General features: G+C 38.1%; 4 protein-coding genes. All 4 read right to left on the minus strand.

Translation table 11 applies throughout. The features are described 5' to 3' along the window. Positions 1–11: 11 nt before the first annotated feature. On the minus strand, positions 12–9,680 hold the full coding sequence (locus ABXT71_RS10260) for a T9SS type B sorting domain-containing protein (protein ID WP_415371223.1): 9,669 nt from the start codon (positions 9,678–9,680) through the stop codon (positions 12–14). 80 nt (positions 9,681–9,760) lie between these two features. Further along, positions 9,761–12,115, minus strand: a complete 2,355-nt coding sequence (locus ABXT71_RS10265) for a PorP/SprF family type IX secretion system membrane protein (RefSeq protein ID WP_415371224.1) — start codon at positions 12,113–12,115, stop codon at positions 9,761–9,763. Between the two features lies 1 nt (position 12,116). Continuing rightward, positions 12,117–13,583, minus strand: coding sequence for a gliding motility-associated C-terminal domain-containing protein (locus ABXT71_RS10270; protein WP_415371225.1), 1,467 nt, complete (start codon positions 13,581–13,583; stop codon positions 12,117–12,119). 59 nt (positions 13,584–13,642) lie between these two features. Further along, the gene (locus tag ABXT71_RS10275) at positions 13,643–14,950 is read right to left on the minus strand and encodes a hypothetical protein (protein ID WP_415371226.1); all 1,308 of its coding nucleotides are present in this window, start codon (positions 14,948–14,950) and stop codon (positions 13,643–13,645) included. Between the last annotated feature and the right edge of the window lie 39 nt (positions 14,951–14,989).

Below are 14,989 nucleotides of genomic sequence, written 5' to 3' on the forward strand. Positions count from 1 at the left end.
TTCTGTTTGTTCTATCTATACAGGGTAAAATGACCAACAAACTCACGATCATTTTCTGTGCCTAGTTGGACTACATACCAGTAATCTCCAGTAGGAAGCTCGGCATTATTGTAGTTGCCATCCCAGTATTGTCCTGCGCGTAAATATGCCACCTTACGTCCATATCTATCAAAAACTGAGAAGTGGAGGTTAGGGTAATTTCCAGCACATCCGGGAAACCAGTAATCGGCAACGCCATCACCGTTAGGTGTAAAATAGTTGGGGATACAGATTTCAATAAATTCTTTTTCTATAGTTGCAGACACAGAACAACCGCTGCTATCTGTAACCGTTATATTAAAGACGCCAGATTCTTCGATGATAAAAGTATTATTACTTCCATAATCTTCATCATTCAATGTAAATTGATATACTCCAGTACCACCTGCAGCAGTAGCAATAATTTCATTTAAGTCTCCCTCACTTAATTCTATTGAAAGTGGAGTAAAACTCTGGATATCAAAAAACGCAGTCATTTGGATACATCCGTTCGAATGCTGTACCGTAAAAAAGTTGTCAGTACTTGGAGGTAGGTTTACAAAAGTATTACTGCTTTGATAAGGCCCGTCATTTAATGAATATTCTAATTGTGTTGTGTCAACGATACTATCATCAATGGTAACCGTCACGATGTTTTCAGTTTGATTATTTACACATACATATTCAATAACAAACATTGGGTCAATAAATACAGAATCTGGAAATGGTATACTCCATTCAGACTCACAGCCAGAACTATCAATCACATGAACTGTGTGAACTCCGCCACCTAGATTTTCAAAATCAAATATGGTTTGATCAGCTGAGCCTAATACGTGCGCGCCATCGTCTAAGCTCACGCTGTATGGTAACGTTCCTCCTTCAACTTCAATGCTGAAAGATCCATCAGCGTCACCTTCACAGATTTCTGGAATGATCGAGTCTGGTATAATTGTGATAATAACAACTAATGGTTCCATAACTTCAAAATCGAAGATTAAGAAACAACCCAGTTCATCTTGCACGATCACATCATACACTCCAGGAGCTAGGTTTTCAAATACACCCATTTCAAAAAATTGACTCAATTGTGGAGAAATAGCATATTGAATAATCCCAGTTCCACCTTCCGCAAAAACCTCGATACTTCCATCATCTTCGCCATTACAAGTCACATCACTTAACTCATACGTAGCGCTTAAAGTGGTATCAGGTTCTGTAATTTCTATAGCTGCGGAAATAGCATCACAATCACCACTCTCCACGTACACCACATACGTTCCAGCTGTTAAGCTTGTAAAGATACCTGGGGTAGTTTGAGTTGCAGGAATTGTAGCGCCACTTGTATCTTGTAAAACATAGACATAGTTACCAAGGCCACCAGAAGCTGTAGCTTGAATAGTTCCTGTGTTATCACCAGTACAGTTAATTTCTGGGTTTTCAGAAACTAACGTTATTTCAAGTTCAGGCAGTGGATCGATTGTAATTTCATTAGAAACAAATGCGACACATCCATTGGCATCTCTCACATAATATTCATAAACACCATCTGTCACCGGGAATGTTATCAAAGTTGTAAACGTCCCCAGAATAGGGATGAATGTATCGTTATCACTATACTCATAGTCTCCAGTTCCTCCTGTAGCATTTAAAGTAAGTGTAGCATCTATTTCGCAGGTTGGGGTAGAAGCAGCAATTAAACTCACGACAACCGGGTCAGGTTGATTAATTGTAATTTCTATTGTAGTGAACGAACATTCTAGCCCGTCTGTAATAGTTACAGAATATGTTCCAGCTCCTAGGTTTTCAAAAACATTTGAAGCCTGTGGTCCAGAGCTTGCAGATACTGGTGTAATTGTGTTAAGTGTGTAGAGGTAGTCGGCACCTTGCCCTCCTAATACATTACTCACAGTTAAAACGGCATCTTGATCTCCAAAACATTTCAATAGTGTTGTATCTGCAGCAATATCTGCACTTATAGGCGTAGGGGCTATAAGTGTGGTCGTTTCTGTTTCAATACAACCATTTGCATCTCTAGCATTTATGGTGTAGGTTCCTGCGGCTAAATTTGTAAATACATTATCAAATGAATAAGGTACCGTTGCAGCTCCGGTTAATTCAAATTCATACGGGCTTATACCTCCAGCGGCAATAGCCGTTAAGGTACCTTGATCGTTATCACAGGTAACATTTGATGTTTCTGAAATAGTTAAGACTAAAGCACTTTGTGGCGTCCCGATATTTACAACGTTAGCCGTCGTGGTACAAAACGGCGTTTCCGTTTCGACAATAATAACTGAATAATTTCCAGAAGCTAAGCCTGTAATAATCTGCGGATTTGTTGAAGTGTTCACAGCAACTGTCCCACCTATAGGAGTTCCAATCTCATCTACCAATTGATACGTGTAGACTCCAGTGTACCCATTAACAGTTAATTGCATCTCACCATTCAAGTCGCCAAAACAATCATTCGCTTGGGTCGCTACCAGTACAGCTTCAATAGTATCAAATGGAGCAACTATAAATGGCTCTGTTAAGAAATAACAATCTGTATCTGTATCGTTAATTTGGAAATAATAGGTTCCTGGTCCAGTAATATCAAAAGTGTTTGACGCCTGTGGCAGGCCATCTGGTAATATTTGATACGTAAAGTTTCCAGAGCCTCCGGTTACTGTTATAGTCACCGTTCCAGTCTGATTACAGTCAATAGGAGTCGCAATGGTAAAAGCCGCTACCGTAATAGTAGGCAATGGGTCAATGACAACCGTGTTAGTCGCAGTACATCCATTTGCATCCGTTACGTATACCGTAATATTTTGAGTTGCGCCTGTATCTGTTACTTCAAATATATTTGAACTGAAATAATTGATCCCGTTTATACTATACGTATATCCTGAGGTTCCGCCTGTTTCTGTTAGCGTAATCGTAACCATAGAAACAATGTTATCTGCATCACAAGAAAATGTAGTTGCTACTGCCGAAACCTCTAGTAATGGTGGCTCGGTAATAGTGACGTCTTGTATTAATACACAATCTCTTCCAGAGGTTACTTGTACAGTATACGTTCCCATAGGAAGTCCCGTAAAAACATTTTCAGTTTGTGCAGGTACTACGATGGGTGCTATAATCTCGTAGGTGTAGATAGGGTTATCATTACTCGGTGGTAATATCACCGTAATCGTTCCATCACTATCGCCATTACAACTTACGTTTGTTACTTCCGTAGTAAAAATTACTGGAGTCGCATCTTCTAAAGTTACTTGTACATCTTCAGTACACATCGTAACAGTATCGGTTACTGTAACTGTATAGGTTCCTGAAGGTACTCCAGAAAATATGTTTGTAGTTAAGACAATAGAAGGTGGATTTGGCGCTATTGTATACGCGTAGTTTCCTGTTCCTCCAGTTGCTGTTACGGTGATTTCTCCATCGTCGTCTGCACAACTAGGTAATGCAGTAACGACTGGGCTTACTCCCAATGGTGGAGCAATCTCCACGACGATACTATTTCCGCAGCCATTAAGATCATTTACTTCTATAGTGTGTGTCCCACTTGATACATTCGAAATCGTAAACGGCAGACTTTGAGTCTGAAACGCGCCGCCATCTACACTTATGCTATAAGGTGGAGTTCCGGCTGTAATGAGCGTAACATCGATTACAAAATTACCTTCACTAGCGGTACATTCATTGGTTGCTATCGCCGCTATTTCTGGAGAGGCATCCAACGGAACCACTTGCACAGGACTTGTCACAATACATCCATATGCATCTAAGGCGTGTACATAATAAGAGCCGGCATCTACATTAAAAGTACTCGGTGTTGCCCAAGCAGGATCTGTTGCAATTGGTGCTGCAGGAGTTGTTGTTATTTGATATAGATAAGGAGCTGTTCCATTTTGGGCTATGGCACTTACCACTCCTGACAATGGGTTACAGTTCGCGTTTTGATCTACGGAAGCTGTTATACTTAATAGAATAGCAGATTCTGTAATTGAGAATGACGCAGTTACTACACCACAACCTGCGTTAGGTCCTGTCGTTTCTTCGATCAATACATAGTAGGTTCCGAAAGGTAATGGTCCTAAATCTGAAACAACAAGAGATCCTCCAGCAGGCACCGTGCCTACACCAGATATGGTTGTTGAAACTTGAGAAAGAGAATCAAAGATCTCATACGTTACGTTTACTGGAGCGCCATAGGTACTGTTTACAGTAAAAGATACGTCACCGTCATCACTTCCTGTACAGGTTACATTGTCTGAGCTTACAGCGCTTAACGTTAATGTCGTGTTAGTAGGAATAGGCGTTGTTGCTGGTTCATAATAACTACACATTGTAGATTCATCGTATACTATGAAAGTATATGTAACATCTGGAGTTAAGTTTGAAAATATGGTGGATTGACTCCCTGGTGGGTTTTCTGGTAACCAAGCCCCTGCTGGTAATGGATATACTGTTCCTGGACCTTGGTAAATAGCAAAATGAAAGGGCCCCATACTACCCAGTGTAGAACTCACCGTCACCACGGCCTCACCACCTGCAGTACAATCTACCGTAGTGTTTATATCAATATCTAAATCATCGGGTGGAGAAGCTATTAATATATCCTGTACTAATACAGAACATCCGTTAACATCGACCACATTTATTTCATACAATCCAAAATCGACAACGTCAAACGTCACTGATGTTGAACCGGTTGCATTAAATTCTGATGCTGAATATCCGTTTGAGCCGGTTACAAAATAATTGTAAGGCGGTATGCCACCAGTCACACTATTGATGATAATAGATCCTTGCGAAACTCCACCGGCTTCACAGGTGATATCTATTGTATCAAAGTCCACAATAATTGGGTCCGGTTGGTTGATAGTGATTATTTCAGTTGCCGAACAAGAATTTGCATCTGTAATAGTTACAGTGTATGTTCCAGCAGCTAATCCAGTAGTTTGTGTTCCGTAGTCAGTTCCTGTTGTATCATTATTTACATTGATGACAAATGGGGGAGTACCCGTTGTTGGATCAATAGTAATTGAAATCGCTCCGTTTTCATCACCGTTACAAAGAATAGGTTGTGTTTCTAAAAGCGCACTTATTGCTGGGAATGTAATAGGATTCACGGTTATTATTTGTGAAGTAGCAACACATCCATTAGCATCTGTAATTTCAAATTGATACGTTCCATCTGTTCCTGTAGTATAGGTAAATGGAGTTCCTGTAGCTCCCAAAGGTGCGAATGGAGCGCCGTTAATTGAAACCGCATAATTAAAAGGTGCAGTTCCTCCTTCGATTGTTCCTGTTATAATTGCATCTGGCGAAGTCGTACAATCTAAATCTTTTGTCAACACCGCATTCACAATTAATTGTGGTGCAATTATTTGAGCAGGCAAGATCGTTTCACAGCCAAAGGCATCTCTCACTGTAATAGTGTAGGTTCCCGGAACTAAATTTGCAAAGACATTACTAGATTGAAATGGACCTCCATTCAAACTAAACTCAAACGGAGCTTCACCTGAAGTTACTGTAACTTCAATCGTTGCGCCATTATCTGTATCATAACAAATATCTGAAGTCACACTTATGTTAGCCACTGGTGGATTAGGTATTGTAAGATCAAATGTTTCTGAAATAATACAACCGTTTAAATCTTCTACAGTGATGGTATACGTCCCACTTTGTGTAAGATTTGTAAAGGTATTAGTCGTCTGCGTAGGTAAGGTTGTAGTGTCTGGAAGTGTTAGGGTATAATTATAATTTCCCCATCCACCTGTTGCGTTAATAACTGCACTACCACTACCTATACAGGTAATTGGTGACGTATCTACAGTGATCATTAATGGATCTGTTGGTTCTTCTACTGTTGCCGTTGCTGTTGCTTCACAATTTGTTACTGTATCTGTTACAACTATTGTGTAGACATCTGCTGGTAATCCTGTTAATAGAATAGGTGATGTTCCTATCATAGGTGTACCTCCGTTAATAGTATATCCAAAAGTGGTTGTTCCAGAAACGATAAATTGAACTAATCCATCTGCATCTCCTACACAACTTACGTTTGCAATGGTATCGCTAATTATTGATATAGTAGGTAATGGTGCTACTGCATACGATTCTGTGTATACACACTCATTAGCATCAATAACTTGAAAAGTATAAATATCTGGTGCTAATCCTGGAAAAACGTTTGAAGTTTGATACGGAGTTGCCGCTCCTGCTGGAGCTATTATTTGGTATTCTAAAGGTGGAACGCCACCTGTAGTTCCAGTAATGGTAATCGTCGTCGTATTGTCTGGACAAGTTAAAGGAGTATTACTAAATTGTAAATCTGTAGGTGGATCTAATTGCAAAATCACAACCTCGTTTGTAGTAAACGTACAATCGTTTGCATCTTTAATGATAACCGTATAAGTTCCTGGAGTCAAACCAGTAAATGTAGGACTCATTTGAAAATTAATGCCATCTAAACTGTGCATATAAGGAGCAGTCCCACCAGTAACATTAACCACCGTAATAGAACCTGTTGAAGTACAAGTATATGGAGCTACTAATTCTGCTTCACCATCTATTGCTGTATTTTCATCAATGGTGATACTTTGAGCGTCTGATACACATACGGATGGTCCAGTAATGTATTGAACTACCGCACTATAATTACCTGCTGCAAGCCCTGTAAACACGGGTGAGGCACTATAAGAGAATCCTCCATTAATACTATATTGAAGACTATTCCCATTCGGGTTAGTTACATTAAAAGTGATCGTTCCATTGCCGTCGCCATTACATAAAATATCTGTTTTAGTGACAGTGAATTCTGGTGGTAGCGTAGCTTCCACAGTGATTGTGGTTTCTGCGCTACAGTTATTAGAATCTACTACGGTGATATTATAAACACCAGGTGCAGTCACTATGTATTCTGGAACAGTTTGAAAAACTGTAGTACTATTTATAAAATAGAAATAGGGAGCCGTTCCTCCTTGCGGATAGATGGTAATCTCACCATCATCACAAGTTAGTGGTATGGTGATAGCCGCAGTTACCGTAAGTAATGGTGGCTCGATAATAATAACATCTTCTATATACATACACCCGTCTTCGGTTTCTACCGTTACGGTGTATGTACCTGGATTTAGATTTTCAAAAGAATAGTTGTTTTCTAAAATTGGACCTACACTATTTACTAAAGTTCCACCTTGATATATGGCAAAGAAGTATTGTGGTTCAACATCGTTAGCAGCCAAATAAATAGAACCTTTGTCGCCATTACACAGGGGCTGTTCAATAGTAGTAGAAACTGTAAAATCGCGTTCTCTAACTAAAACATCTGGTATAGTAAATACACAGGCATTTGTAGGTACTCCCACTTGTTGAATATACACGGTATATATTCCTGCAGTATTAATTGTAAAGACATTACTTGCTTGCCAGTTGGCACCATCCAAGCTATATTCATAACCACTAGGAACATTATTTACAGTAATACTTCCTGGGGTGGTACAGATGATATCTGCTATGGTTACGTTAGGATCAAGGAGGTTTTGATATACATTAAAATAAAACTGATTAAAACACCCTCCTTGGTAGTTAATGGTAAGTCTGTATTGTCCTGAGACATTGGCAATAAAGTCAGGTCCTGTGCCTACTTGGTCCCAGGTACACGCGTTATTTTCATTTGCACAATCTGTATTTCCAACAGGTGCACAACTAGACTCATCTAATTTTTCCCAAATGATAGAAATGGCTCCATCGATATCAGTTTCGATTTCTCTAAAGGCGTTTTCTCCACATAAAAATATATTAGGTAATTCTTTTCCGTCATCTGGACAAATTACAACTTCATCTGCATATGGAATGACAGGGTTTGTAATGTTTCCGCCATATAGCTCAATGTCAAATTGTTCCACAATAGACTGGCAAGGGGCAATCGCCGTGTTAAATGAATAATAGGTGCCAGTAGCTGTCACGGTGATCGTTTGTGTTGTTCCTATCACAGGAGTACCTGTTGGGCTCGTAGACCAGGAATACGTATCGTATCCGTCTGCAGCTGTTAACTGTAAACTATCACCACATAATGTTTCATTCTGAAGAAAAATACAATCATCAAGATCTGCTAGAAAGTTCGTTGCTTGTGGCGAGATTAAACATCCAGTGTTCGTGCTATAACTAGGGTCATCGGTAATAATAAAAGTAGGGTTCAGCGTTCCTTGATATGTTGCGAATGCTTGGTTGTTAATAATGTTAGAACATGAATCTGCTAATTGTTGGCAGGAATCTACGACCTGAGCTTCAATTCTAATTTCATAGGTAGGATCATTTTCTTCTACTAAATAATCTTCAATACCAAAAATGATTTCTCGAGTAGGAACATTATAACTCAATATGCTAACGCCAGCGGGAAGTGTGAGTCCAGCAGGATAATCAAAAATGATATTGATGGGTAGTATATCACGAATTGTCAAGTTTGTCGCATCATCATTTCCCACATTTTGAAAGCCAATAACGTAATTTAAATCTTGTCCAAGACCCACTACTTGGCCACCTATATTATTTCCAAACTCATCTTCTACAATTTTTGTTAGGAGAATGTCTGGTTCTATAATTTCCACAGCAAAAGCAAAGAAGTATGGAAAATATGTATCTCCACCTGTCTCTAAACTCACGGTGGCTGAGGTTGCATCATTAGCAATCACGGTATTCCCTGGATTGGGAACTTGCATGACTCCGGTATCAAAACCTAATGTATTAGTGCTATTAGGATTTCTGTTGTTTACAGGTAGTGCGGTTAATTGTGTTACTGAACTATTGAAAAAGTTACTTGCCTGGCGGTCTAATGTCGAAAGGTCAGTGCCATTTATTTTTAATCTATCACCAAGAATAGGCTTATCTCCTTCTAGCGCGGCAAAAGCAAAATTAGCTCTCACTGGAGCAGGAGCAGGTACCGTTCTAAAACCAGAAACGGGTACGTCTACATTTGCATTATTAGCTAAACTAATAGCACTAAAACCATCAAAACTAGTAATTGATTTTCCAGGTAAAGTAGGATCTTCATACACTACAAACAGCGACCATCCCGAGGAATATCCGGTTCCGTTATATGGATTAAAAGTTGAAGTCTCCCCAAGCGCACTAGAAACATTTGCCACGGTGTAGGTTCCAAGATCATTACCAGCAAAGGCACTTACTATACTCGTAACATCTGCGAAACAAGCGTATGGAAAACTATTACCACCATCAACAGAGGTACCGTTTGCTTCAAATATTAAAGTACCTGTAATATCATTATATGCACCTGTTGGGCCTTTAAATTTTACTTCCCTAATGGGTTCGTCTCCATCTGTAACTGCTCCCCAGTAGAGGCCTGCATAGCGTATTACGTAACAGTCTGGATTTGGAATTTCTAGGTCTGCACTTGATGAACTAAAAGTAGATGCGTCTCCATCAATATTGATGTATTGCATATCCACATTGTGATTATATACATTATCATTATTGAAAGGATTGTTATCTGGCCCGAGAATATTATTTCCTATTAATACAATATCACCTTTGAGATCTTGGTCAAACCTAGGTGTGAATGGCACATAATTTTGGGCAAATGCCTGTAGGGTAGGTATTAGTAAGATAAGAATTATTAAAATTCTTTTTATATTTAGCTTGTTCATAATAACTGAGTTATGCGATTCTAAATTCTCCCAGAATCATAACATTAGGAGGCGGGGACTTTATTAATGGTATGCGTTTATTAATTTTCTATTTTCACTATTGATGTTTTTAAATTATACATAGTATCTGTTTGATTATCTAAAGCTTGATTCGCTTGCTGCAGTGAATCATATCGTTCTGTATAGATGTAATATCTACTTGTATTTACATTATAGAAGAAGTCAATATCCTTTGAGCCAGATGCAACTGCTTTAGTCAAGAAGTCATCTCTTTTAATGACACTGTTATGAACCGCAATAATTACATAGAATCCGTTCTCTGTGTTTGCTACACTTTTAAGAATCTGAATGTTAGTATTTCTTTCTTCTCCAAAATCAAATGCCTCAACACCAAGCGGTGTAGTTAGCAATACTGTGTTCCTCTTAATGAAACCTAGCTTAGCTTTATCTTGAGTAAACCTATCAGACTCATTCGTATAAGAAGCCTTTTTTATTCTTCTTTTTCTTTCAATGACAGTGGCTTCATTTATTTCTTTTAGTGTAGAAAGCAAATAAACTCTTGATCTTTCTGTAGCAATTTGTTCGTTCTTTAACTCGTCAATTCTATTTTTAAAATAGTTATTGGTTTCGTCTTTTCTGTCAGATACTTCTTTTACACGTTTTGAATATAGATCTTCAAGTACAGAAATTTCTCTGCCCTGTTCGGCAATCATTTCTTCTATATTTAACTTTAAGGCTTCAATAGCTTGATTTTCTGCAGTAACACTTTTAAATGGCTTTGGGGTTACAAAAATTCCTTGCTCACTGAAGTCATTCTCTTCACGTAAATCTTTTAAATCTTTATTTTTACTTTCTATCGCTTCATTCAGCGCTTCCATGGTGCTTTCCTGTGTTGTCATTAATTGTTCTGTACGTAGCGTGAGTGCAGTCATTTCTTGCCCTATAGCATCAATAGGATTACTGATAGCTGCTTCTCTTTTTTCTTCTGTTACTATGCTTTCTAACTCAGCTGCGTCTTCAATAGCTTGATTTTCTACCGCAATTCTTTTTAACTCAGCTGCGTCTGCTATTGCTTTATTCTCTGCAGCTATTCTTGCACGTTCTGCATCATCAGCTTTCGCTTTCTCTTCAGCTGCGATTCTTTTACGTTCTGCATCGTCGGCTTTTACTTTCTCTTCTGCTGCGATTCTTTCTAATTCGGCAGCATCTGCTATTGCTCTGTTTTCTGCTGCTATTCTGTCTTCCTCGTTTACAGTTGTTGCTAGATTTTCTTCGGCGATTCTATCACGTTCGTCTACTGCTACTTTTGCTTCTGCTTTCTTTTCTTCTGCAAGTTTTGTTCGCGTATCTGCGCCTATGTTTGCTTCTATTTCATTTAAAGCCTTTTCAGCTTCTTCTTGTGCTTTAACTGCCGCTTGTTGTTCTACTTTAGCAACGACTGCCTTTTTCGTAGTTTTTTTCTTTCTTCCAGTTCCGGGCATAATGAGTCCAGCCATTTCATCATCACGACTATAATCATAATAATTACTATTCTTAAATCTGTAAGCGAGTGTAATCTCGTGTGCAGACCCTAACTCTGACAGTCCAATGAATGGCTTTTCATAATTGTACTCGATAGCTAGTTGGGGTGTTAGATTGACTCCAATTCCTACAGAAGCACCATATATAGTATTGTATCCTACTTGCGCCCAGATTCCTTTAGGTACAGTAAGCATTAACATTCCTGAAATTATATTGTCATCTTTTTGAAATTCTGTTTTTCCAAGTGCTGAAAATCTACTTTCTCCAAAGAAGCCATACCCACCTAAATACCCAGTATACATTATATGACCTTGAATTCCTTTTTCTGCATTCTCTTCAAGAAGTGTAGATATCTTAAAGTTATAAGTTGTCACATTAGATAGCGTTAATCCGAAATCCATATACCCAGTTCCATAATTTATACTAGGACTTGCAGTAACAAGAAAGCTTGATGGTACATTATCTAGCGCTGGGTCTTGAAAATTTATATTCACATTACCTGCATTGATACCGCTTTTATATGCGCCCACATTTGTAGCGAACGTTAGATTACTATCTTCTTGTATTCTTATGTTGTATGCAAAATTTACGATCCCACCAAAGGTTGATAAGACTCCAAAGTCCTTTTGAAATACAGCAATACCTGCACCTATATTTTCTTGTACTCTACCAGAGAAGTTAAAGAGGTAAGTAGAAGGAGCATCTTCAACATCTAACAATTCTCTTTTATTTGTTGCTGAAATATATTTGTTTTGTTCTCTCACAAAACTAAAAGTTGGGTTTTCTAAGAACCTATTAAACATCAAAGAGTTTCTTGCAGGTATGTCAAGCGCAACAGCCCCATTCTCGGTTTGAGAGTAGGTAATCTGTGTTACACAGAATAATAGTACGAAAAAGTTAATTGCAGTTTTCACTTTATTTAATAATGGTTATAGATCCTTTTTTTATTTCCTGATTCTCAGGAACAATAATGTAGTAATATAGAGCACCTTTATCTTGTAGCTCACTCAAGTCTGTCGGCCAATTGTTTTGGTAATCGGTCGTGCTAAATACGGACTCACCCCGTTTGCTGAGAATCATAATTTCTGTATTAGTACCGCTCACGTATTTTGTCGGAATTACCCACGTATCATTTATTCCATCCCCATTAGGGCTTATTAAATTTGGGATGAGGTCAACTTCAGGAAACAGATCAATTAATTCAATTACCTGAAACAGGTGTTCGCGAGTCATCTCGCATTCATTGGTTTGAGTTACAAGCACGCGATAAGCCCCAAATTCTGTAACGTTTAATGTATTTTGTGAAGCACTAGGGATAATTTCGTCGTTATAGAACCATTCAAATGTTGGGTTGATGGCGTTAGTTATCACTTCAACTGTAAGCGTTTCTCCAGCTTCCATTTCATTTACTTCTGAAATATTAATACTTGAAGTAAAGCCTCCAGATTGTAAATCTATAGTACCTGTAGCTTGACAATTTCCGAAGCTAACCACAACAGAATATTCACCTGTCACCGCTGTTTCATAAGTCTGGCTAGATGCTCCGTTTATAGGAGTTCCATCTTTAAACCAAGCATAACTATTTCCTGCAATTGTAGATAATGTAGTAGGACCATCGCTCGCACAAAATGGATTTCCTAGACTAGAAATGATTGTCGCGTTGCCACTCTCGCCAGAAGTAGCTTGGGTCACAGTAACACGGTTAGAAAAAGAATCTGAAGTACAGTTGCCATAATTGGTTTCTACAAGGTAGGTTCCTTCTTCAGTGATGCTTAATGAGTTTTCTTGTCCAACAAGTACAGAGGATGTAGGCCCCACTTCTTTAAACCAATTATAGGTTAACGATGGGTAGTTTAAGGGTGAATCATTGTTTTCATCTCCAATAGGATCAATGGTTAAAAGAAAACTCCCATTAGTGCAAAAACTTGCGTCTGCTACTAGGTTATTAATAGTAAAAGGGCTGTCTTGTAATTTATAATATGCTGTAAATACTTCTGAAGGAGCACTTGTCACTGAAGGATGTGAGCTTAAAATTCTTAATTTAAAATTTTCGCCAGATGTAGTTTCTGGAATAGAAAAACTTATAGTAGCAGGAGATGTGGTAATTACCCCAGGGTTTGATGTATAAACCACTGTTGGATTTGTAAAGTCACCATCAGAATTTGACATCTCTACACTGAATTGATTTTCAGAGGTGATACCGTTTTCAGGACTGAATATGAAATCTGTTTCAAAGGTGTTAAAATCTGCATTTGCACACGCTTGACCAAACCCTAAATTAGGAGCGCCAATAACAATCTGCGCCTCCGCTGTATTAGTGTATAAAAAACTGATGCTACTTAGTATGCCTACTGTTAAATTAAGAAGTAAATTTTTTACCATTCAATTAGTTTAAAAAATTGGCTAATGTTCTTTCAAAACGAAACCAAAGCTCATTATTACTATTCATCATCTAGTAGGTTAATTGCTATAATTTTGTTGATTTGTAATCTAAAGTCCAGATTATGAATGTTCACAGGTTCTATAAATGTTTCAAAATCAGCTCCTTTTGAGTAGACATTTTTAAAAAGGCCATTCCCATACCAATTTTCAAGATCTTCATTATTAGATTCTCCATTGGTGAAAATATTTCCTTTACAATTATTGAAATACATATTGCTGAATTCCATCTTATTAAGACTATTTGTATCAATATCAATATCACTTGAAAGAATAACAGCGGGGCTAAAACCAGAAAACACACTTTTCTGAATTGAAAAGGAGGTACCCTTTTCAACATATAGAGCCTCTTTCACTAAGCCAATTTCTATAGCAGTATTCAAATCATCACTTAAGTTAAGCAACGTAATATTTTCTGCGGTTAATGTGGTTCTTCTTCTCTCGGGATCCATTTTGTCCTCATCAGCAGTGTTGGAAGCTAAATATATGCTGCTGGCAACACCGGAACTCGTGTAATAAGGTGATTTGACAGCTAAAGAATTTGTGAGTTGCGACCGAGCACCGTTATTAAATATAAAATCATTGGCGTATGATCTAAAAGCGACAAGCCTTGATAAGTTTGTATCACCTCCTATAACAGTGAAAGAATTACCTAGGCAGTAGGTAACCATTACATTTTCTATCACCGTTTTATTTCCTACACCTGCTAATGTGAGACCATTAAAGTATCCATACTGCTTCGTTCTCTTACCTGCATATTCTATACGTACATATTTGATTACGCCAGAATCACTTGCAATATCGTTTCCTCCGTAGTTCATTATTTCTGGTGCGATAGGGTTTAAGCCAAAATCTAATTCCCGTACTTCTCCTATTTTATTCAGCGGAGCGTTTCCTAATATAAAAATACCACCCCAATCGCCTTTTTTCTTAAGTGGTCTGCTAGAAGAAAAGATAATAGGATCTGTTTGTGTGCCAATTGCAATAATTTTAGAGCCATTACTAACTATGAGTGAACCTTTCGATTTGTAATCTCCTAGGATCACAGTTCCTGGTTCAATAGTTAAGCTGGTGCTATCTGTCACGAAAACGTTTCCTAATAACAGGTATGTTTCTTTTTTAGATAACCTTGTGTCGCTCGTAATATTCCCAGAAAGGATTTGAGTGGGTGTTTTATATACTTGAGATTCTGGAGTGAATTCCGCCCAGATATCCAACCAGTTCTCTAATCCGTAAATTCCTTTTTCCTGCTGCGCATACAAAGTAAAGCAGCTGAAAAATGAAAAGATTACGATCCAAAATGATTTCATAAACATAATTGTTATTTTTTTTAATACTCAAGCTAAAGC

This window comes from Patiriisocius sp. Uisw_047 (genome assembly GCF_047730165.1).
GTDB lineage: Bacteria > Bacteroidota > Bacteroidia > Flavobacteriales > Flavobacteriaceae > Patiriisocius.

What these genes read in the sequence shown, in the direction of transcription:
- ABXT71_RS10260 (WP_415371223.1), bottom strand. Translation starts at nt 9,680, where the DNA reads ATGAACAAGCTAAATATAAAAAGAATTTTAATAATTCTTATCTTACTA.
- ABXT71_RS10270 (WP_415371225.1), bottom strand. Translation starts at nt 13,583, where the DNA reads ATGGTAAAAAATTTACTTCTTAATTTAACAGTAGGCATACTAAGTAGC.
- ABXT71_RS10275 (WP_415371226.1), bottom strand. Translation starts at nt 14,950, where the DNA reads ATGAAATCATTTTGGATCGTAATCTTTTCATTTTTCAGCTGCTTTACT.